The organism is Brasilonema sennae CENA114, from assembly GCF_006968745.1.
Taxonomy (GTDB): Bacteria; Cyanobacteriota; Cyanobacteriia; order Cyanobacteriales; family Nostocaceae; genus Brasilonema; species Brasilonema sennae.
Genome location: NZ_CP030118.1, coordinates 1626452 through 1649501 on the forward strand (window position 1 = coordinate 1626452; position 23050 = coordinate 1649501).

The following is a 23050-nucleotide window of genomic DNA, read 5'->3' on the forward strand; positions in this document are numbered from 1 at the left end:
CTAGATCTGTAAGTAATGTCGAAATTTTTTAATTGTCTTGCTCTACGTCAACAATCACTCGTAAATCAGCTTGTGGCATCAGCCGCTGCAAAATTGTAAGATGACCATCGGCATCACTGCGGCTGCGGAATCGATTCATCACAATTCGCTCAGTTGGTGAAACCAAGTGAACAACAGCCCACGGTGCAAGTGCTGTGCGGTATGTTTTAGTTTGTCGCTTTAACAAGAAAACCTCCTATGACATCCATAAGACACGAATTGATACAGTTGTCATTAACTGATTCATGTCTGCTTCTTTTGTAATCGATAGATACTGTCGTTGTAATCAGCAGATGTTCAGATTTTTTACAAGCATAATTTCTGGACTTCGCACTGACAAAAGGTAGTGCCAGACAAAAGCTTACCTCTATTCACACAATTCATACTTGCATGAATGAAGCGATGAACATGTCACTTTACCAGTTATCACGTAAGGTTTCGCTCAGTGGTAGCAGTTCTAAGCCACTAGCCTACTTTTAAGGTTTCCCTGAAAGCAGCAGCTTGTCTCACCATACGCATACAGCGAGTGTGGCTGACAGGTGGCACTGATTTAAGGAAAAGGCAAATATTTATGCAAGGCGCTAGCTGGTAGTGCTTGCCTGATAATTATTTTCCAACTCACACCAAAAAGTGTTGATCGTTTTGTCTTTGAACGTGCTAATATGTACGTCAACAAGTAACCAGAATCAACCTTAAAAACTTCAGACAAAAACAGCAATCTAGTCTAGAAAAACTAGAGGCATTGGTTGAATCTAAATTTTCTTGTTATTAACTATTGCTAACTGGAAAAAAGTCCACGATTTGATAACGCAACTATGTGGCTCGTGAGTTAGAGTTTCTTTAAAAACCCTTATTAGAGCTTCTCAACTAAATATTAAGAGCATTTTCTACAAGCCACTATCAACATGGTGTCTTGCGACAAACTAGTATACTTGCATCAAACCAAACCGAACTGGAAACCCACCGCCAAAGGTACTTCATGGCTAGTGATAGATTATAGATTTTGTAACTACTGCAAAAACAAACTCTCCAATAAACTCTCTAAATTGATATTAGACCCATATTGCTCATATCAGAGAGAGGGGTTTGAACCCTTTTTTGGAAAAACTCCGCAACCAATGCCGAAATCCCGAAATTATTTGTAAACAGAACGGGAATTGCTGCAAAATTTTGTTGAATCCTTTGCCAAGCACAGAATAAGATTCCTGGTTGTTTGAGTTCCAAAGCACTTGAGAGAGAAATTTGCTTGTTTGTCGGTTGAGAGGATGATGTTTGCAAGTTACCAGAAAGAGCACTGCCCTTTACAGCAAAACTGGAATCCCACACAGATACTTTGTTGGTGAAGTACAGATTAGCTAATCTCAACACCTCTAAGCAAAATCTACCACTACCGCGTTCATCGTCCATATTCACATGATGCTCCCCGATGATCTGAATTTTCTTGTTCACATTTACATCCCTAAAAAAGAAGAACAGGAAAAAAGAAACTAGATGAAAAAATTTAACATCATTACTAGTTAAATCTCGTACAAGTTAAATTGACCAAAGAAATCCCCAGGTGACAAGCCTGGGGAGGATGCAAACCATGAAAGCATAACGATTAATACTGATTTAGTATCGTACAGTACCAGGCTCGTCATTAACCGAAAAGAGGAGTTTTAGCTTTCTGATTGCTTTTTGGTGCAATCACCTATTAACAGCTACAATACTGCTCACAAAATCAATCTGGTTGCCAAAATGCCACATTAGGCGACGGAAACATCAGACCATACATCTTAGTAAATGTGGGTAATGACCCCCTATACCTGATACCTCTACAGTCAGTTACAGTAAATATGCAACGGTCTTATTTCAAATCCAACAAGCCGTTTTCTTTCAACTTAGGATGAAAGCGAATTTGTGTTTGTAAACCACGTAATTCTAAAACTGCTATGATTTCAGCTTCTACGCGACGTGCCACATTTTTAATGATTTTAGTTTGCGCTATTTCATCATTGGCAGGATTGTTATAATTTGCCTGTTCTTCAGGCGTCATGGTTGCTTTGGCATCTATCGCTTGCGTCCACTTGTCTTTATTATCTTGATTTCCAGTAGGGACAGTGCCATTTTCAGCAATCCAAGTTTGCTCTATCTTTTCTAAAATCGTACGATTAGGACGTTCAATTGTTTCAGCTTTCACCCAATAACAATTTTTGGGTTGACGTACTAAGTGCTGCTTCAAGCTGAGATAAACATCACGGGAATATCCTACAAACTGCAACACTTTTTCTTGATCGAAAATTGCGTATACTCCAATTTTACCTTGCAATTGTTCTGGCAATTGACCGTTCTCGTCAATATATGGAATGTACTCAATATTGGTTAAAGAAGGAATATTTATTTCTGTTGTCATAAAGAAAGTTGAAAACGGTTATTAGTTAGGTTTAGTAGTCATGCTTGCTGACAAAACTCATAAGTAATAATAACTTTTCTACAAATTGCATAAACGCATTTGATTTGCAATGATTTGTTAAGAACTGAAAAAAGATGAAGTATTGGAGATATTCTACTCCCTTCTTGCCACAAAATTATTTAAAGGCAGCAACCGTGAGACCAGCGCTCTTGGTTGGGTTTCCAACGCCCGGAGGGTGGGCGAAACTGGAAGCCTACACTCTACATAAAGTATGCAGTGTAGGCACTTGACAATAACCTCTTCTACAACACTTGCAAAAGCTGTTTAATTTTAGTACCTTGGCGTTGCTTGAATTCTGTCGGAAAATTTAAATCAATGACAATCCTGTCATCTATCTCTTCTTTCACCACAAAAATTTCAGCAACCAACTTACTAGGTGAGGGATTCCCCTCCTCTCGACTCAACAGCAAACCAACGAGTGGTTTGAGATTTCGCATCTTGTGCAAGTCTTCTTGTCCAAGCAGTCTATTACCGGATTTGGATTTTTTACTCCGCATTTCCAGCCGTAAACCTGTTACCCCTAGTTCTGTGGCAATTCCAGGGAAGAAATGACCATCCCAGTAAAGTTCACCAACGGCACTCACCCGTTTGCGTACCTGGTTACGGATGATGGGTTTGAGATCCCGAAAAGAGCGAGTCAGACTGGTAGCAAGGAAGCCAAGAGAAGTCATTGGTTGATCTACAGACTCCCGCTTCTGAGAATACCACTCTCGTACATCAGAATACAAAATCAGGATTAAATTATCCATTTGGGCGCGGTTAGGACTGACAAAGTCAATTGCCAAAAGCGTCTTTTCATCACTTACAGGAGAAACTCGCACAACCCTTGCTGTGAGGGAGACACGAGCAGTAAAATCTCCCATGATCTCAACATCAACTTCATCTGGTAAATTAGGCCAAGATTCTAAAGAAATCAACGCTCCAGTTTCTGAGATATTGACTGTTTCGCCCCTAAATGTGTAGTTACCACTAGTAATAACCACATTAAGGCGTCGCTGCAAACGGTGAGAAGCACGCACTTGCGGCTGTTCAAAGCCAACCAGTAATGCTGCGATCAGCAGAATCAAATTAAAACCTGACCACAAGGTATTGACTAAAACTGCTTGCCAATCCTCTGGACGAAGTAGCAACCAGTAGGGAACAGCAAATAAGGAAGCGCTAACAAACACACTCACGACTATTAGACCACGCATTGACTGCCAGTCAAAGGTACGTTTGCTAATACTCACTCCTTTGTCAGTCACGTTAAATGAACCAAGTTTGGGGTTGATCAGCGCCAACATCGTCACCCACCCCGCTTGGAAAGCCATAACAAATTCAAAAATTTCGTTCCAAAAAGAAAACCGGACGTTTTTGTAAATGAGATGGTTGGTGAATAAAGCCAGAAGAATGTGTGGTACGGCGTATGCCAGAGTTTCCAAACCTAGACCTCGGATGGGATTGATACCAAACAATAAGAACAAGGTGGGAACAACTGCATACACCAGTCGGGGATATCCATATAAGAAGTGCGAAGTCGCACTGAAATAACAAATCCGTTGAGGAATCGTTAATTTCAGCCAGGGATTAAACAGAGGGTTTTCCAGTCGCAGAATCTGCGCCATACCCCTAGCCCAGCGCACTTGTTGACCGACATAGGAAGAGAACGTATCTGGGGCTAACCCAGCTACCATGATTTTGTCGTAATAAACAGACTTGTAACCGCGAGAGTGCAACCGTAGTGCTGTGTGACAATCCTCTGTCACAGTTTCAACGGCAATTCCCCCAACTTCCAAGGCGTGGGACTTGCGAATTATAGCTGCTGAACCGCAGAAAAAGGCAGCATTCCAAAAATCATTGCCTTTTTGCAGCACTTTATAAAACAGTTCATTACCTACAGGGATGCTACCACGAGTGAGCAAATTGCGCTCAAAGGGGTCAGGATTATAGAACCAGTGGGGGGTTTGGACAAACGATACCTTTGGATCGTAGAAAAAGCCTACTGCATTCAGCAGAAATTGACGCGAGGGGATATGGTCGCAGTCTAAAATCAAAACTAAGTCACCATCAGTTTTGTTAAAGGCATTGTTGATATTACCTGCCTTAGCATGCTTGTTGTTGTCCCGCGTCATGTGGGTGCAACCAATTTCTTCACACATTAGCCGGATCTGTTCTCGTCTTGCCCGGAACTTCTCTCGACGTGGGTCGTTTTCTTGGTACCTTTCTGGACGACCATCATCTAAGACATAAATCATTTTTTTACCAGGGGCATAATCGCAAGCTATTGCTGATAAAGCAGTCTTGCGAACAATTTCAACATCTTCGTTGAAGGTGGGAATGTAAATATCGACATTGAACCATTCTTCTTGAGGGATGTTAGAAAGACTAACCGGCTGACGTTCTTTGATTCTTAGGGTTTGAAAATAAGCCAGTACCAAGGTGAGAACAGCGTACAGTTCAGCAGCATACAGAAATAAGCAAACAATGCTGTTAAGCAAGCCATCAAAGTTAAGAGTGTAACTTGTGCGGTAAAACAAATAACGCAACGTTGTTACCAAACTCAGCCACACCATAAATAAGTGATAATACTGGCTAGTTTCCGCAGAAGACTCTTGATCCTCAGCTCGCATGATCAATTGACCAAGTATTACCAAAAACAAGCCAATGACTGCTTGTTGCCAGATTCGTAGGGGGGCAATCATCAGTGGAACTGAAAGAACCAGAAGCAGCAAAACAAGCCACTTAAACTGTTTGGCACCCACATTTTCTAAAGCGCGGTCAAAAAATCGGGGCGTGAGATCAATGAGCCATCGACTTAAGTTAAAACGCCCTCGATTAGGGGAATTTGATGAAGAAGACATTTTTCGGTTTTGGATTTTAGATTTTCAAATTGGGATTTCAACCGCAGATAAATGCAGAGAATTGTCTGTTAGATCCGCGTGTATCGGCGGTGACAATTAATTCCTATCAGCACCAGCAAGGCGCTTGAGATACAACTGAATAATTCCATAAAGTAAAAGCGAGACACCTACAATACCGATAGGTAGCAGGAGCCAATTTTCTTGCAGCAAGCGCGATGTCTTACTGAGTAAATTGGTATTTTCTACACGAGTTTTTGAGGGAGCACTACGGATAAACTGTAGTTGATAATCGCCTGTATCGTAGGGAGATGGATTGTTATTATCGCTACCAACTAGCACTGTATCCTGCTTTAATTGGAAGAACAACGGGTCTTGCTCAACCACTTGTCGTACTCGCTGTAAACCAGTTTCTGTCTGAGCTGTTAAAGCCAGAATGACGTGCTCGTTACTCCAAGGGGAAACAATTTGCTTAATCAAACCTTGTGAATCCTGTGGAGTTTGAATCGTACCTTGAGCTAATACGCGAGAGAATCCTTGACTCAAGTTAAAGCCAGTGGATCTAAAGACTTCCGGAAAAGGAAATTTATCCCGCGTACCAATTCCCACAAGATGGTCATTCTTGCGAACTGAGTCAGGAATTGATTCTGGCGTATAAACCTGGAATTTGATAGACTCTGCTTGACTCAGCCGTCCCAAACGTTCGCTCAATGCTAGCAAGGTGAGTATATCTGTATTAGATGGGTTTTGTGGCAAGACGATCGCCGTTCTAGATAAATCCTGAGGTGCAGCAAACGGAAAACCAAATTGCAACAACTTTAAATCTGGAAGTTGTACAGAAGGTTCCCGTTTTAACTCGAAGCTTGTATCAGCATGAAGTGTACCTATTAACTGTTGATCTGCTGCGCTCAGACATTTTTGCTTGTCAAATGGTTCTTTGGGATTCATCCGGAAGAACACTTGGAGTTGAGAGTTGGACTGCAACAAGCTTGCTGGTAAATCAACTTTCAAGGTTTGGCGGGTTTCTCCAGAATCTGAAGTCAGACGTGTCCCGCCAATGTATCTGCCGTCGAGTAACACTTCGAGCGCAGAGGTTCTCGGGTTCATCTGTGGACCATAGCTGTAAACTAGGTTCATGGAACTGCCACGCAAAAATCTGTCATCAGGTAAAGTGCGGAAATCAATTGTAACAGGCGCTGTTGCTGAACCACGCACAGTCACATCACCAAAACCTTCATTATTGAGTGGAGTTCTTATGTCGCTGAGTCTAAAATTATTTTCTTCTGGAATATAACGAGGCCATTGTCGAGGTTCAGGTGTTGTCGCTTCTTTAACTTTATTGACAAAAATGATTGAACCTGTTCCCGTTTTTCGCAAGTCTGGCTGCACCAAAAACTGTACTGCGTTTGCCACACCCTTTGGTCCATTACCAGTCGCAATTAAGATAGGTGTACCATCTTTTTCTTTTGTCGTCGCTGCGATCAGCACTCCTGTATCTTCTGGTATAGGTTTTTGATTGATATCGAGAATTTGAGTACCAGCTATAGAAAGAGGTAATTTCAAAGAGGTTAAAGCTGGCTGCTCACTCGGAGTGCCAATGATCACTAACCGCTGTTCAGGTTTTACACTCTTTATATCAGATACCAAGCTCGTTTTTATGGGGCGAAAATCTGCAAATCTACCAAATGCCGCTTGCAAACGAGCGGTTGTTGTCAACCAATATTGATTGACTTGATTTGGTTGGACGTAAACAATATTGTTAGTTTCTAAGCCGAGTTGATCAAAGAAAGGATAGGGATAGCGGGTAAAGTTGAGAGGAATTGGCTGCCTTTTGAAACCGAAAATTAATTTGGAATCTGGCAGAATATCCGTCCACAAATTAGGATCATGAGGATCACTACATTGTTGTGATGTATTTTGCTGAGCAACAAACTTGATTTCGTTGTAGTCCTGAAGCAGCTTAGGATCAATATTATTGATCAGCACCTGACCAACTTGGGACTGTTTACGGTTGAGCGATATGCTGCCTACGGCAGTGTCATTGATAAATACCGTTAGATTAGAACGGTTGGCATACAGTGATGGTGAGTGCTGGAATTTAATTAAAGCTTGAAGCTTTCCGATTTTCCAGCCACGAGGACGGTTAAAGCCAAGGCGGGCTTCCGCATTCAGTCCTCGTAGACGCATACGGTTGCCGACAATCGGACTGCGGTTAAATTCCAGGTTGTACGTTATCAAATTCTTTGGATCATCAGCCTCTTTTTTGTTTTCGCTTGTGTCTTCTTTTTCTTCTTCTTCTAGGCTATCGACTTTGGGTTTTTTTGCTTGAGCCAACAAAATAGTTTGCTTTTTTTCAGAAGACTTTTGCCGCTGATAAATTTCACTATTTTTTTGTGAGTTATCCTCTAGTAAACCTTCTTCGCTACGAGCTTGAGCGTTTGGTAATGAAGTAGGAAACAGTAACAAGCAAAAAGTCAAAATAATTGCTTTTGTGCTGATTTTGGAAGGATGAAACAACGACTTCATATGACGGTGTCACTTCAGGGATAGTAGGATTTTTTCTGGTTTTGTGGTTGTGATTTGTGTGAGTTTGGTTGGCGAGATGTACCCACTTAAAACTTGTTATTTATTGAACTCAAAAGGGAACACTATAAAAAAGAACACTATAAAAGGGAACACTATTTTTAATAAGAAAATCAATCAAGAAAAATCTTTTGCTACTTCTTGAGTAGTTGCTGGGGAACTACAGAAGGAGACAACAGACCTAACCAAGCCAAATTCTGCGTATAGTAAGCGGATTTATCATCCCAAATGCCTTGTTTGTATTGAAGTAGCACTTTTTTCTCAAGTAACTCCTTCGCTAGTTGTGGTTCTACGAACTGCCAAGCGGCGTAAAGCATCGCGTATTGTGCTGTCGCTTCATAATCCACCAATCCTTTGCCTTGTAGATCGATGCGTGCTGGTAAACGCGATCGCTCACGCCACTGCTGTTGCAGATACTTACTATTTGTCTGGAGATAACGCCGCGCTTGGGGTGAATTGAACCATGCCACATCCAGCGACAAGCGCCACCAAATTCGATAAGCATCAAAGCCATACAAACTCTGAAGTTGGCTTGTCTGCGGCAAGGGTTGGTATTTTCCTGTTTTGGTATCTTGAGCCACCCAATCACTTGGTAACCCGACAGCAGAAAGTGGCGCTGATTTTTCTAGAACTTCGTAACTTGTATTGACCAAACTCAACCAATCATGGTCTGGATCAACTTGGGCAAATAGCCGAAAAGCATAGGGAGCGAAATAAGAGGGGTTGAGATAAAGGGTAGAAGCATTCGGAACAAATGCTGGTGCAGGACCAGGCAGCAAATAGAGCTTTCCTTGGTGTCCTACTACAATGGAAAGATTCCACAAATCTTGCAGTTTTGCTTTTGCCAAATTGAGATATTCAGGACGATTCCAACGCCTGGAGGCAAGAATCAAAGCGGTAATCGCATCAATATCGCCATCACTGGCAAAGTTACCATCGATCGCACCCCACTTTCCATCTGCATTTCGTCCCCATTGCCAAGCCCACAAGTTGTCTGTCCGTTTGCCATTCGTTTGTCGTTGGAGGTTATTTTCTCCCCAGTTCAAGGTAGTAGCAAAAGTGGCAGGATCATCAATCAGGACTGCTCGTAGCATGGCATATGCCTGACCTTCACTTGTAGAGCGATCGCCCGCTTCATAATCGATAACTCTACCATCACCCTGAATAAATCTCCGGCGATAGACTTCCCAGCTTTGAGCCAGTAAGTCCCGGTTAGGAATGGATTTCGGTAAAGCAGCGACATACTTAGAGCTACTTTCGCTTTCGCTACCATTCAATGGCAGAACTGTCTCTACCGGAGTCTTGTCATCCGATACTTTCGTCTTTATCACTGAGTAACCTAAATTACAGGAGTTGAGAACAATCATGCTAACAATAACTGCTGAATTTGCTAGGTATCGCATTCTTTAACAGAGAACAAAGGGGACACGGAGACTTAGGGAACACAAACAGATGTAGAAATAAGGGCAAATCTCCGTGTTTTACCCTCTCTCATTTCCCTCTGCGCTCATAGTTCTCCCAAGAGGGTTGAAAGCCACGTCGTTGCAAGAAATCTTCTTGTATTTGCTGCCTTTGACGAGAAACTTCAGCATCGCTTGCGCCTTGGGAAATTTGTTCTACTTCGAGTTGCTCAAGCTGTGTCAGCGCTGTTAAGGGCTGATCAGCAATAGCACTTAAGCCAGCAAGGGCGCGACGTGCATCCTTATCTTGTGGCTTCTGTGCTACAACTTGAGAGTAAATTTGCCGTGCAGAATCAAAGCGCCGTTGTTCAAAACGAATTCCTCCTAAAGCAGCAAGGGCATCTATATTATCTGGTTGCTGTGCCAAGATATTTTCGTACGCCTTGCCAGCCAAATCCAAATCACCAATCGCTCGTGCCAAATCTCCTTGTAACTGATACGTGTTCGCGTCTTTAGGGAGACGAGCAATCAACTGTTTCACCCGTGCTTGCGCTTGAGTGGGATTGCGTTTTGCTATAACTTGTACCAGACGCAGTTGCACTGGCAAGTAACTTGGGTCAACTTGAGCTAAATAATTATACAGAGGTTCACGCTGTGGTTGAGCTGGCAATGTTCCTACTAAACTAAAAAGTTCTGGAGGTGCATTCGTCGCAGGTTGTGTAGCTAACCAATTACTGAGGACAGCATTCGCCTCCTGTTCAGAAATCTTCTTGGCTTGATAGGCGATACTAGTTCGTCCCAACTGAGTTGTCAAATTTTGTGGTTGACGGATTATCAATTGGTCATAAGCTGTCAAAGCTTCATCAAACCGTTTTTGTTGTATTCGTACACCTGCGAGTCCACGTAAAGCTCCATCAGTAATGTCATCACCTCCTGACTTAGTTGTCAATACAGCTTGGAAACGTTGAGCACTGGCTTCTAAGTTGCCCTCCCGTCGCTCAATTTCTGCTGCTAGCAATTGGGGTGCAAGGCTTTTGGCTCCTTCTGGTGTTGCTGTATAAGCTGCCAAAGCTTGTCTTGCGTTACTTGTGTCATTCTGTTGTAGATAAATCTGAGCGATGCGGAAATTTAAAAATGGTACGTTTACCCTTGGTGAAAGAGTTTGGTATAAAGGCAACAGTTCTGGATCAGGGGCATCAACGTCTGATAGAGCAAGAGCGATCTGTTGCAATTGCGCCTGATCTGAGGGTAGGGGGTTAACTTCAGCGACCAAACGCCTTTTTAAGTCACTTTTGCCAAGTTGTCCCAATTTATTCTCTAGGACTAACTGCCGCACCACTAAACTTTTATCATTCGGGAACTGTGGAGCCACTTGGCGATAAAGTTGTAGTGCTGTTTGCTCTCCTTGAGGTAAGCCGGTGAAAACATCAGCGGTTTCTCGCAACAAGGCGGGCGAGGGGTTGGGAGAGTTGGCGATCGCCTGACGGTACAAAGTTGCAACTTGCTGTGCTATGGCAGGGTTATTGCTTGAGGAACGAATCTCATTGAGAGAACGTGCTAAAGGTAAAATCGCCTCTGGTCTATTTTTTATTGGCTCCAATACCGCAAAAGCTTGCTGTGACTGTTGATTAGCAACATACGCCTTGGCAAGTTCTGAACGCGTTTCAATCGCTAATTTGTCGAGACTTTTGGAACTCTGTAACTGTCCTTCCAAAACTTGTACTGCTGCTTTTGGATTGCCAGTTTCTCGCAAGGTACTAGCGTAGGCTACCGCAGCAAATCCAGTGATCGGTTTGCCAGCCACTCGATAGCGGTTGAACAACTCCAAAGCTTTTTGGTAGTTGCGGCTATAACTGTAAGCTTGAGCAGCACCAAGGATAGTTTCTGAGGTGGGATTCTTTTCCAATACTATTTGATAATCTGCCAGCGACTCGTTGACCTTTCCTTGGTAGGTGTACAACAAGGCGCGGTAAGAACGGGCTTGTGCATCGTTAGGATTGGTATTTAACAAAGTATTGAGAGCTTCAATCCCTCGTACTTGCCACTCTGGGCGATAAGTGCCCATGATCCCAACAATTTTGAGCGCACTTTGGTTGTTCGGATCTTGCGCTAGCACCTGTTGATAAGCATCCCAAGCTTCAGTAATACGTCCAGCGCGGTTATAAGAAATTGCTAACCCGATCTTGGCTTGTGAAGATTGTGGATTTTGCTTTATAGCTTGCCCAAAAGCTTTGATGGCATCATTAACCCACCCTTTTTTAAGCAGATTGTAACCTCGTTGCACTGCTGACGAGGACTTCTGCGCTTGAGCAGGAGCAATGTTATTTAACAATGGAACATTGAAGACATAGCTCAAAATAGACAATGAAGCAGTGATCACGATCAAACCAGAAAGACTTTTTGTTCTGATGTCTTGGACACTCGTTCCCACATTTGAGCAGGGATTAGTTTTGCGTTTGTGTTTTTGACTCATTGAGATTTTCTCCCTCTTGGAGTCACATCAAATTCTGTACGCACCCTAACACCGAGCACTGTATCCTCAAAACCATCTCGTCCTTGAAGTGTAAAACCTAACCGCAGACTAGGAAGCAATTCAAAATCGTAGAAAAGCTCTAACACGTCTGGATAATCTCCACGGCGTAAGCTGTCGTTTGATAAAGCACGTCCGTAAGCCAAACCCAAACGGTCATCTGGGGTAAACAAATCCAAAACACTGAGTCCAAATGAGTAAGTATCTGCCCCTTTGCCCAAATCACGGTTTTCGTAACGCCCATAACGTCCAAAAATACCTAGTTTCAACTCAGGTACAAAAACTTCAGCATTCAAACCGTATGCTTCTTCGCGGTCATTTTTTTGAGGTCCAAATATTGTGCGTTGTGTATCCCTGGCAAGCCCAAAGCTTTCAGGGAAAGTATCACGAATACCAGCATCGCGATCGGTGGAATAAGTCCCGCGAATAATCGCATTACCGTAACGGACTGCGACTTCTCCAGCAAATCCATCCAAAGCAAAGTCACTTATTTTATTTGATGACGAGAAAACTGCTGCTTTGGCTTCGATATTATCAGTCACACTCCAGTTCACAAGTAACCCAGTCCGAGAAGCAATTCCCGTTGCTGACAACGCCGGGTTTGTCTGGAAAATCGGATTAAAGAATTGACTTGCCCCATCTTTAGCAAAGCTGTTCCGGTCAAAATAAGACGTTAAATCTAACTGTCCCAAGACGAAACGTAGATTGGGCGCTCCTCCTACGGAAGTGGCAATAAAAAGCTCGTTGATGTTCAACCCTTCTCCACGGGAGTCAACAAGAAGGTTTTCTCCAGTCACCAAATCCAAAGTAGCCCCAACCAACAGTTGAGGGGTGACTGGATACACTCCTGAGAGTCGCCCCCGTGCTGCAGAATCACTTCCTTGAGTTATGTACACTCCTTGAACCTGTAAAGAAGGTTCCTGCAAAGCTGTACTTCTTAGTAAGGGGCGACTTCTATCCACTGGTTGTGGAGTATTTGGTGTTGCAGATGGCGGTGTTGGAGATGGCGGTAATATCGATGGCGGTGTTGGAACTGTGGGAGTTGTCTGTGCTTGAGTTTGTGGCGGTGGTACCGTTTCGGTAACTGGTAACGAGGAGACAACTTGACAATTCAAGTACTGATTAGTTGATGTAGAAATTCCTGATGAAGGTGTTGCGACTTGGCAGTTTAAGAGTTGATTGAAGGTAGATGCAGGAGTGTTAGGAATCGCTGACTGTGTTGTCGCTTGGCAGTTTAAGAGTTGATTAAAGGTAGGTGCACCGGTACCTGAAACTGTTGGTGACGATACGACTTGGCAGTTGAGAAGTTGGTTGGAAGTTTGTGTTGTAGGAGTCGTTGAAACTGATGACTGTGTTATTGCTTGAGGGTTTACCCTGAGCGGAGCCGAAGGGTTGAGGAGTTGAGGAGTTAGACCAGGAGTAAACGGTGTTGCTGTTTGAGAATTTATGGGTTGATTGAACGTAGGTGTCGGAGTACCTGGAAGTGGTGGTAGAGGAGCTTGTTGTGGTTGAGAGTTGAGTAGTACCTGGTTGAAAGTGGGTGCCGATGGTGCCGATGGTGCAGTGAACTCTTGCGTAACTGTTGTACCAAAGGGTGGTGGGAGTGGTGCAGTTTGGATGTTTGGTTGTCCTAGACTGGTAGCTCCAGAAATTTGACGAATTTGTTCTTGGGCATTTTGTGCCACTACATTCTTGAGAGGTGGAACTGCCTTCACTGGTGCTTTTGGGACTTTTACAGGCCTTTGCTGTTGGATAAAGCCACTCTCCAACTGCTTAATGTCATCTGTAGGTGTCTTTACACTTTCAGACGAAGGTTTTCCTCTTGATGCAACAGCTACGTCCGTTGCTTGGCTTGATATACCAGGTGGTGGAGGCACTGTCTGGGGCTTTAATTTTTGTCGTTTGCTAGATACAGGTGGTTTGGGTACTTGTAATAATTCCCCAAACTGGACATTGCTCGACTGTTGATTGTGTGGATTTTGTTGAGCCAAACACGCATCTTTCACTGCCATTATCCAAAAAATGGAGATTGAGGCACTCAGAAGCAGAAAATAAGCTCTATTCCACTGTTTTGGTCGAGTACATTTATGACAATCCAATACTGTGGGTCTCATTGGTCTAGCTGATAAACAACTAAGATTCATTTGTTACAAGATGTCGCCACTTTATCAGAAAGTGTGAGTATTTTAACGAAATTCTACAAGTTTTTAACTGTTAATTAACTTGATAAAAAAGTGGTAAAAGCTTTACTTGTTTTAGTTTTTGTATAAAAAATAAGGGAAAATATAATCTATGTTGTTTTTAATTGGGAAAAAGCCTCATTTATCTATGCAAAATTCACATTTACGCGTATATTCGCCAAATAGTTCCAATTTATCGTTGAATATCACCCTAATAAGTATTTTTTTGGTGTTACTAACGAGCATTTCTAGCTGTAGTAAAAAAGCACAAGAACAAGTGCAACTAGAAATCAAAAGTGTGGAACCCGCAGGAAGTAATGGGATATACAACCTGGCAGGTAGTACAAATCTACCTGAGTCGAGCAAAATTGCAATCGTCGCAGTTCGCAACTTAGTTCCAATAGCAGGACAACAAGCAGGAGTTTTGAATGATGATGCGAATAATAATCGTTCAATTCTCGCTCGCCAAGTTGTTGAAGTTAAGCAGGGACAGTGGCAAACAAACCTTAATCTTTGGCAAGTTGCAGCGGACGGTCGTTTCCAGGAACCTTGGCAAATTTATCAAACACAAATGAAATTACGTCCAGATAGCAACGTCACCTTTGTTGCGACTTTTGAGCCTGCTGATCAGTTAAAAAAATCAAAGTTGCAACTTGATGCTCAACAGGTTCGCTTTACAAACGAAGGCGAACCCTACTTACAAGCACATCAAACTTTACCGATATCTCTACCTGTAGGCAAAACAACACCTCCTCTCGAACAACCAGAAGATTTGAATAATACCTTGGGAAATCCACCTGAAATCCTCCAAGCGTCTACTTTGAGTTCAAACGCTTCTTTTCTGCGATCAGCGAAATTCAGACAAACTAACGCTCCCTTGAAATCTTCTGAATTTTTACGCTAACCAACGACACTCAGACAAACCAAAGCACCTTTGAAACCTGCTCATGTTCGATGCTGAAAAAAAGCGCCTCAGTTTCTCACTCACTTGAATTTATAAGTGTTTTGAGAGCCATAGTATATCCTAAATTTATCTGGCGCTTTTTCTTCAGCAATTATTGTTTTGTAGAGATTACAAAATTTCGGAATATATGTACTTTTTTTACTTATAATACTCAATGAATATGCTTATTTCTTGAGTATTATAATGATGACTCAAGACCATAAAAATTACGCATTGACAAAATGCTCACAATATAGTTTCTAAGAGAAATTTGATGAAAGACGCGAGGTCCCCGCAATCATGCGATCGCTAAGATAAAGAAACTGACGGGAAACGATAATTCGGAAGCAGGGGAGGTTCAAAGCATATATTTTCCGTAACAACAGAACAGTTCATTTGTCAATCTTTATTACTTGAAACTTAGGAGCCGCTCAAATGAACAAAAAATTAGGCAAAATACTTCTCGCTAATGATGCTTCAACTTTAAGTAACCTTGGATTTGAAAAATCTCCTGACGCGGCAATTTTTGCAACAAATATTGCTAATTGGTTCACGGGCGGTCGTCCAGGCAAGTTTCATTCTTACTTGGATCCGGATTTAGCCGAATCTGAATCGGCTTTAGCACAGACAATGACTAAAGCTGGTCATAGATGGACTGTTGGATACGATATCCCAGAAGATGTGGATGGGATTTTTTCACATGACACTTGTATTTGGGATAGACTCACAGATTTGTTTGAAGCCGGAGGGAACGTTTACTTAGCTGCTGAGACGGAAAATGAAGACTATGCTGAAGCATATAACTTTAACTGGTTTCTTTGGGAAGTTGGTTTACAGTTTCATGAGCGTTATAACGGGATTTCAGGAAATCAACCAATTAATAGCGATCATCCGATTTTTGCTGGAGTTAAATCTCTCTATCAACGCAATGGCAGTTCGATTATAGATTTTCAACCAGACGAGCAGGCAAATCAAATTCTCGTCAGAAGTCCTGATGGAGAAGGGCTGTATGCAATACTCGATCTCTCAAATGCGACACCCCATGTCAGGATTTCGAGGATTTTTTCGGACGAAAGTGTTAAATCTACTGAAGCGGACGAATATATTGCTATTGTCAACGAGGGGCTGGTTGATATAGATATATCGGGCTGGAAAATTCAAAGCATAAATCGCAATCAAGAATTCTGTTTTCCGACTGGGGCAGTATTAAAAAGAGGAACTGAGTGTCGAGTTTACACTAACGAGGTACATCCTGAGTCAGGCGGCTTCTCTTTCGGTAGCAAACGCTCTGTTTGGAATAACTCTTCAGATGAAGGACGACTGTATGATGAAAAGGGAAATTTGATGTCTAGCTATGCTTATACTGAGCAAAGTCAGAAGTTATCCGATCTGACAAAATCCCTTGGCTTAGACAATCTGATCCTAGAAGCAGACCCAGAAGCGATTAAGACACAGAAAGCTTTAGGCGGTCAGGTAACTTTTGAGGAAGCATTGCACGAAGCATACTATAGCTTTGTAGGCTTTGCAGGTGACGACACAAAAGAAGGCTCGGTTACAAAGGTGATTGCTGCTAATGCTGCTGCTGTGGGTGTCCCATACGCTTATTTTAATGGCGATCATGAACCCTCGTCTTACCACTATATGCAAAAACCTACCACTAAAATTACCCTGTGTACGCAACAGACACCGATGCTCCCAACAGAAGGCGAAAGCATAGAAGCTAACTGGATATTTATGTTACAAATTCCTGAACTCAACACAGTACATTGGGCGATTATCGACCGCGAGGGCGAAGAAGAAGTGTACAACTACGGTCGTAAATTGTCCTGAAAAATAGGCATTCACAAAGCAGAGCAACCGAAGAAATCGCTCGATTTCGCTGCGGTTAATAAAGCAGGGGCAATAGAATTGGAACAAGTTCTCCGACCAACGAAGAATGAATCAACCAGTCGCACCAGACGTATTCTGGCTCTTGGTTTTTGAGTTGTGAATTATTTGTTGATGAAAATTTTCTCTGTTACCCTAAAAGTTGCAAAAAGAATGTTAAACTAGTAAGCCTAGTAGTGTGTTTATACATCAATAGTCTTTCTGGAACTGACTGTGGCGAATACAAAGTCTGCTCTCAAGCGCGCCCAAATCGCAGAACGTAACCGACTGCGTAACAAAGCATATAAATCGGCAGTGAAAACCCTGATGAAAAAATACTTCGCTGCTGTAGATGCCTATGGGACAAATCAAAGCCCGGAATCAAAACAAGAAGCCATGACCCGAATGTCGGAAGCTTACAGCAAAATCGATAGAGCGGTGAAAAAAGGTGTACTTCATCCTAACAATGGAGCCAGGAAAAAGTCACAATTGGCTCAGAGGCTAAAAGTGCACACACAAGCAGCAGCAAGCGCACAGTAGTCAATAATCTGTAGTCTTGAGTCCCGAGTTTTGGAATGCGAAAAGAAAGCACCTATACCCTATGGCTAAGCCATAGAGCGCTAGTTCCTTTCTGCTGGGGAACCTGTTCGCAGGACAAGCGAGCGCGCAGCGCTTATACATAATGAATGAAAAGCTTATGATGCAAGCTTTTTGAAATTAGAATGAGTGCAAAGTGGTAGGAGTCGGTATCAAGGACTAAAGGCAAAAGACGAAGGATAAGCAATGCAGCTGATAGACACTCACGTTCACATAAACTTTGACGTTTTCCAGCCGGATTTAGAAGCAGTGCGATCGCGATGGCAACAAGCAGGCGTCGTACATCTGGTACACTCCTGTGTAGAACCCTCTGAGTTTCAAGGCATTCAAGATCTGGCTCACCGTTTTCCAGAAATGAGCTTTGCTGTAGGGTTACATCCTTTAGATGCAGCAAAATGGAAGGAACAAACAGCAGATGAAATCATAAGTTTTGCTAATTCTGACTCTAAAGTCGTAGCAATTGGGGAAACGGGGCTGGATTTCTATAAAGCAGATAACGAAGAGCAACAGCAGAAGGTTTTTGAGACACAGTTAGCGATCGCCGCCCAACTCAATAAACCCGTCATTATCCACTGTCGTGATGCAGCGGCACAGGTAAGGCAAATACTGCAAAAATGGATAAACCTCAAAGGAAAAAGTGTGCGGGGTGTCATGCACTGCTGGGGTGGAAGCCCAGAAGAAACCCAATGGTTTGTTGACTTGGACTTCTACATCAGCTTTAGCGGAACAGTGACATTTAAAAACGCCAAACAAATTCAACAATCAGCAGCTATGGTTAGGAGCGATCGCCTGTTGATAGAAACAGATTGTCCTTTTCTCTCACCCGTCCCAAAACGAGGTGAACGGCGCAATGAACCAGCGTACGTCCGCTATGTTGCAGAACAAGTCGCAGCAGTGCGGGGAGAAACTGTTGATGCGATCGCAACTCTGACTACCCGAAATGCCTGTGAATTGTTTGGCTTAACAATATAGAACATCTCCCATAGTGCAGAAAGTTAGAAAATGGAAAACTCAAACTTTAGGAGGACTAAAATATGGTATTATGATTTCCTCCAAAATAGACTTGCATAAGCCATAATGGTTAAGGAAGCAACTATTGAATCTGACACTTAAGTCAAGCTAAGCTTATTAACCATCCTTTTAATCTCTACAACTGGATGCTCAAATTCCATGACGACTATAACTTTCAATTATTGGTCATCTAGACCTGCTCTCTAAACAGTAGTTTCATATTTTTCCTATAGAAAATTGTTAAACAAATTACCGTGTGGCCACCACCCGCCAAGGCAAGCTATCCATAGACAAAGTAGGCTCAGGGGAATATTGTCCTCTGAGCATAAGGATATTATCCCTCTGGGTTGAAACCCAGGTAGTTACGTACAAGCTAAAACAATGTGACGCTGCTTAGGTAGAATGCGCTTTCTGGAGGGGGGAAGTGAAGAAAACAAGACAAAGTAACAAAAAGTTATACCATTTGAATTCAGTAAAAAAGTTGATAGCTAATGGAAATTGGCAACTAATGGCTGCAAAATGGGTAATTATCCCCTTGCCAAAATTCCTATTCGCGGCTTTAATTGCTCCGTTTGCCCACACCTGCTCGTGAGTAGGCGGTGTCAGGAGAAGTTACCACACACCATTAAAAAAAACTTAGGTTGACAAAGGTAGAGGCATGACAAACGAAACAATTATGGAACCCGCCTTTTTGTTGCCCGACTTAATAGAAATTCAGCGTTCCAGCTTCCGCTGGTTTCTAGAAGAAGGGCTAATAGAAGAACTCAACTCCTTTAGTCCGATCACAGACTACACTGGCAAACTGGAACTGCATTTTTTGGGTCAAAACTACAGACTAAAACAGCCAAAATACAGTGTAGACGAGGCAAAACGGCGGGATAGTACCTACGCGGTACAAATGTATGTCCCGACTCGTTTGATCAATAAAGAAACCGGAGAAATAAAAGAACAAGAAGTTTTTATTGGGGATCTGCCTCTGATGACTGACCGAGGCACGTTTATCATTAACGGTGCTGAGCGGGTGATTGTCAACCAGATAGTGCGATCGCCAGGAGTGTACTACAAATCAGAAATTGACAAAAACGGGCGGCGTACCTATTCAGCTAGTTTAATCCCAAACCGAGGAGCTTGGCTGAAATTTGAAACAGACCGTAACGACTTAGTCTGGGTACGTATTGACAAAACTCGCAAACTGTCAGCGCAAGTGCTTCTGAAGGCACTTGGGTTGTCAGATAACGAAATCTTCGACGCCTTACGCCACCCAGAATACTTCCAAAAAACCATTGAGAAAGAAGGGCAATTCTCTGAAGAAGAAGCCCTGATGGAGTTGTATCGTAAACTGCGTCCCGGTGAACCGCCCACAGTGTTAGGAGGACAACAACTTCTCGACTCGCGCTTCTTTGATCCCAAACGCTACGACCTTGGCCGCGTTGGACGTTACAAGCTGAACAAGAAACTGCGCTTGCAAGTGCCAGAACCGATGCGGGTCTTAACTCCCCAAGATATCTTGGCAGCAGTGGATTACCTGATCAACCTTGAGTTTGATATTGGTAACACTGACGATATTGACCACTTGGGTAACCGCCGAGTCAGAAGCGTGGGCGAATTGCTGCAAAACCAGGTAAGAGTCGGTTTAAACCGCTTAGAACGTATCATTCGCGAAAGAATGACCGTATCTGATGCTGAAGTACTGACTCCAGCTTCCTTAGTGAACCCGAAACCCTTGGTTGCAGCCATTAAAGAATTCTTTGGGTCTAGCCAATTGTCGCAGTTCATGGATCAGACAAATCCTCTGGCAGAACTGACCCACAAACGCCGTTTATCCGCACTAGGCCCTGGAGGTCTAACCCGCGAACGTGCAGGTTTTGCGGTACGGGATATTCACCCATCCCACTACGGACGCATTTGCCCAGTGGAAACTCCAGAAGGTCCCAACGCAGGTCTGATTGGTTCCTTGGCAACTCATGCTCGCGTTAACCAGTATGGTTTTCTAGAAACACCCTATCGAGCAGTAGAAAATGGACGGGTGCGGTTTGATTTACCACCTGTTTACATGACTGCAGATGAAGAAGACGACCTGCGCGTTGCTGCAGGCGACTTGCCAGTGGATGAAAATGCTGACATCATCGGACCGCAAGTCACAGTACGTTATCGTCAGGAATTCTCCTCAACCACGCCAGAGCAAGTGGACTACGTAGCAATATCGCCTGTGCAAATCGTGTCTGTTGCTACTAGCATGATTCCATTTTTGGAGCATGACGACGCTAACCGCGCCCTGATGGGATCGAATATGCAACGGCAAGCAGTCCCCCTACTTAAACCAGAGCGTCCTTTAGTAGGAACAGGCTTAGAAGCTCAAGCAGCAAGAGACTCTGGTATGGTGATTGTATCGCGTACCGACGGAGAAGTAGTCTATGTAGACGCAACAGAAATTCGTGTGCGTCCACGGGTTGCCTCAACTGATGGAAAGCCAACTGCCGCGCTGAGTCAGCAGGGCACTGGCTCATCCGCACGCGAGCATTCTTCCAAATCTAATACCTCAGACCTTAGATACCACATTTCCAAATATCATCGCTCCAACCAAGATACCTGTCTCAACCAAAAACCGTTAGTTTACATGGGTGAACGCGTTGTAGCAGGTCAAGTTTTGGCGGATGGTTCTTCTACCGAAGGAGGCGAACTGGCGCTAGGACAAAATATTGTCGTCGCCTATATGCCTTGGGAAGGGTATAACTACGAAGACGCGATTTTGATTTCGGAACGTCTGGTGCAGGATGATATCTACACCTCAATTCACATTGAAAAATATGAAATTGAGGCAAGACAAACCAAGTTGGGACCAGAAGAAATAACTAGAGAAATTCCCAACGTAGGTGAAGATGCTTTGCGTCAATTGGATGAACAGGGGATCATTCGCATTGGGGCATGGGTAGAATCCGGGGACATTCTGGTAGGAAAAGTGACACCAAAAGGTGAATCTGACCAGCCACCAGAAGAAAAACTGTTGCGGGCAATTTTCGGTGAAAAAGCACGGGATGTCAGAGACAATTCCCTGCGAGTCCCCAACGGTGAAAAAGGACGCGTTGTAGACGTACGCTTGTTTACACGCGAACAAGGCGATGAACTGCCACCAGGGGCAAACATGGTCGTTCGGGTTTATGTGGCGCAGAAGCGTAAAATCCAAGTCGGCGACAAAATGGCAGGACGTCACGGTAACAAAGGAATTATTTCCAAAATCTTGCCCCTCGAAGACATGCCGTACTTGCCAGATGGCTCACCAGTAGACATTGTCCTTAATCCTTTGGGCGTACCAAGCCGGATGAACGTTGGACAAGTGTTTGAATGTCTGTTGGGTTGGGCTGGTCAAAACCTGGGAGTGCGGTTTAAACTCACCCCCTTTGACGAAATGTATGGCGAAGAATCATCTCGAACCATAGTACATGGCAAATTGCAAGAAGCACGGGACGAAACAGGCAGAAACTGGGTCTTTAACCCAGATGACCCTGGAAAAATCTTGGTATATGACGGTCGTACCGGCGAACCCTTCGACAGAGCAGTGACTGTAGGTGTCGCTTATATGTTGAAGCTGGTTCACTTGGTGGACGACAAGATCCACGCCCGTTCAACAGGTCCATACTCGCTCGTGACCCAGCAACCCTTGGGTGGTAAAGCACAACAAGGTGGTCAGCGGTTCGGTGAAATGGAAGTGTGGGCACTGGAAGCCTTCGGTGCTGCTTACACCTTGCAGGAGTTGCTCACCGTCAAATCAGACGATATGCAAGGACGAAATGAAGCCCTCAATGCGATCGTCAAAGGGAAGTCAATTCCTCGACCTGGAACACCAGAATCCTTTAAAGTGTTGATGCGAGAACTGCAATCACTAGGCTTGGATATTGCCGTACACAAGGTAGAGACGCAGACAGACGGTAGTTCTTTGGATGTCGAAGTCGATTTGATGACGGACCAAGGAAATCGCCGTACACCTCCACGTCCAACCTATGAATCCTTGTCGCGCGAGTCGATGGAAGATGAGGAATAAATAGTGAACAGTGAGTCCAGTGCAGCAGGAGGTGACGACAACCGGCTGCGGTTCTTGTTTCCCGACAGCCAGGCATCTGGTGAGACAGCACTGCCCAGTCCTTGTCTCCCGACAGAGGCGACTGCGTAAGCGCAAGCGCACGAATCGAGCGAACGCGTAAGCGTGTCCCTTTGGGACTTACAAAGTAGCGTCTGGGCAGGAGATACCCGAAGGGCGAACCCGAAGGGGTTTCCATCTCTAGGCATCTGGTGAGTCCAGCGCGATCTTGGTAGGGTTTCCCTGGGCAGGCGACGGGCGTTCCCGATAGCTGTAAGGCGTGGCGTTAGCCATAGGGTAATCACTCCACACTCAGACGAGTACTGTTCATGCGTAGCGTTTTCCTAAACCATATGCCTACGCCACGGCTGCGCCGGTGTTTGTAGCGTAGGCATAAGCAGATACTCGCACATAAGAACACGCAATGTGTATGCCTACGGCACCCTTAACACATACAGCCTGACTGTGCCGTATGTGCTAAAGGCAAACCCAGAGGGTAAATTGTTATTAGTGAACAGTAATAGCTGAGAACTGATA

General features: G+C 43.7%; 14 protein-coding genes. 6 read left to right on the plus strand and 8 right to left on the minus strand.

The features are described from left to right. Positions 1-28: 28 nt before the first annotated feature. The 8 genes from DP114_RS06910 to DP114_RS06945 all read right to left on the minus strand — a co-directional run bounded on the left by DP114_RS06910 (position 29) and on the right by DP114_RS06945 (position 13955). Entirely contained in the window at positions 29-226 is a 198-nt protein-coding gene (locus DP114_RS06910) for a hypothetical protein (RefSeq protein ID WP_171975758.1), read from the minus strand. 854 nt (positions 227-1080) lie between these two features. Further along, complete coding sequence (locus DP114_RS06915; protein WP_169265282.1) at positions 1081-1488, minus strand: hypothetical protein; 408 nt, start codon at positions 1486-1488, stop codon at positions 1081-1083. Positions 1489-1885: 397 nt separating this feature from the next. Next, positions 1886-2431 carry a GIY-YIG nuclease family protein gene (locus DP114_RS06920; RefSeq protein WP_171975759.1) on the minus strand — a complete coding sequence of 182 codons (546 nt, stop codon included), beginning with the start codon at positions 2429-2431 and terminating at the stop codon, positions 1886-1888. Positions 2432-2733: 302 nt separating this feature from the next. Beyond that, positions 2734-5331, minus strand: coding sequence for a glycosyltransferase family 2 protein (locus DP114_RS06925; RefSeq protein ID WP_169265280.1), 2598 nt, complete (start codon positions 5329-5331; stop codon positions 2734-2736). A gap of 96 nt (positions 5332-5427) precedes the next feature. Next, on the minus strand, positions 5428-7854 hold the full coding sequence (locus DP114_RS06930) for a cellulose biosynthesis cyclic di-GMP-binding regulatory protein BcsB (protein WP_171975760.1): 2427 nt from the start codon (positions 7852-7854) through the stop codon (positions 5428-5430). 191 nt (positions 7855-8045) lie between these two features. Beyond that, positions 8046-9314 (minus strand): glycosyl hydrolase family 8, encoded by a 1269-nt coding sequence (locus DP114_RS06935; RefSeq protein ID WP_171975761.1) that lies wholly within the window; start codon positions 9312-9314, stop codon positions 8046-8048. Positions 9315-9402: 88 nt separating this feature from the next. After that, a complete protein-coding gene (locus tag DP114_RS06940; protein WP_171975762.1) occupies positions 9403-11784 on the minus strand; it encodes a tetratricopeptide repeat protein in 2382 nt (793 codons plus the stop codon). Further along, positions 11781-13955 carry a carbohydrate porin gene (locus DP114_RS06945; protein WP_171975763.1) on the minus strand — a complete coding sequence of 725 codons (2175 nt, stop codon included), beginning with the start codon at positions 13953-13955 and terminating at the stop codon, positions 11781-11783. The genes DP114_RS06940 and DP114_RS06945 overlap by 4 nt, the downstream gene beginning before the upstream one ends. 295 nt (positions 13956-14250) lie before the next feature. Here DP114_RS06945 and DP114_RS06950 point away from each other — a divergent pair, with 295 nt between their 5' ends. The 6 genes from DP114_RS06950 to DP114_RS35705 all read left to right on the plus strand — a co-directional run bounded on the left by DP114_RS06950 (position 14251) and on the right by DP114_RS35705 (position 22606). Beyond that, positions 14251-14925 carry a hypothetical protein gene (locus tag DP114_RS06950; RefSeq protein ID WP_246163263.1) on the plus strand — a complete coding sequence of 225 codons (675 nt, stop codon included), beginning with the start codon at positions 14251-14253 and terminating at the stop codon, positions 14923-14925. 474 nt (positions 14926-15399) lie between these two features. Next, positions 15400-16794 (plus strand): lamin tail domain-containing protein, encoded by a 1395-nt coding sequence (locus DP114_RS06955; RefSeq protein WP_171975765.1) that lies wholly within the window; start codon positions 15400-15402, stop codon positions 16792-16794. A 270-nt stretch (positions 16795-17064) separates the two neighbouring features. Further along, complete coding sequence (rpsT, locus tag DP114_RS06960; RefSeq protein ID WP_169265273.1) at positions 17065-17370, plus strand: 30S ribosomal protein S20; 306 nt, start codon at positions 17065-17067, stop codon at positions 17368-17370. A 243-nt stretch (positions 17371-17613) separates the two neighbouring features. Continuing rightward, a complete protein-coding gene (locus DP114_RS06965) occupies positions 17614-18399 on the plus strand; it encodes a TatD family hydrolase (protein WP_169265272.1) in 786 nt (261 codons plus the stop codon). A gap of 697 nt (positions 18400-19096) precedes the next feature. Then, positions 19097-22477 carry a DNA-directed RNA polymerase subunit beta gene (gene rpoB, locus DP114_RS06970; protein WP_169265271.1) on the plus strand — a complete coding sequence of 1127 codons (3381 nt, stop codon included), beginning with the start codon at positions 19097-19099 and terminating at the stop codon, positions 22475-22477. A gap of 3 nt (positions 22478-22480) precedes the next feature. Beyond that, positions 22481-22606, plus strand: a complete 126-nt coding sequence (locus DP114_RS35705; RefSeq protein WP_256379347.1) for a hypothetical protein — start codon at positions 22481-22483, stop codon at positions 22604-22606. Positions 22607-23050: the final 444 nt, after the last annotated feature.

Coding starts and splice junctions, on each gene's coding strand:
- DP114_RS06955 (WP_171975765.1), top strand. CDS start 15,400: ATGAACAAAAAATTAGGCAAAATACTTCTCGCTAATGATGCTTCAACT.
- DP114_RS06930 (WP_171975760.1), bottom strand. CDS start 7,854: ATGAAGTCGTTGTTTCATCCTTCCAAAATCAGCACAAAAGCAATTATT.
- DP114_RS06935 (WP_171975761.1), bottom strand. CDS start 9,314: ATGCGATACCTAGCAAATTCAGCAGTTATTGTTAGCATGATTGTTCTC.
- rpoB (WP_169265271.1), top strand. CDS start 19,097: ATGACAAACGAAACAATTATGGAACCCGCCTTTTTGTTGCCCGACTTA.
- DP114_RS06945 (WP_171975763.1), bottom strand. CDS start 13,955: ATGAGACCCACAGTATTGGATTGTCATAAATGTACTCGACCAAAACAG.
- DP114_RS06920 (WP_171975759.1), bottom strand. CDS start 2,431: ATGACAACAGAAATAAATATTCCTTCTTTAACCAATATTGAGTACATT.
- DP114_RS06965 (WP_169265272.1), top strand. CDS start 17,614: ATGCAGCTGATAGACACTCACGTTCACATAAACTTTGACGTTTTCCAG.
- DP114_RS06925 (WP_169265280.1), bottom strand. CDS start 5,331: ATGTCTTCTTCATCAAATTCCCCTAATCGAGGGCGTTTTAACTTAAGT.
- DP114_RS06940 (WP_171975762.1), bottom strand. CDS start 11,784: ATGAGTCAAAAACACAAACGCAAAACTAATCCCTGCTCAAATGTGGGA.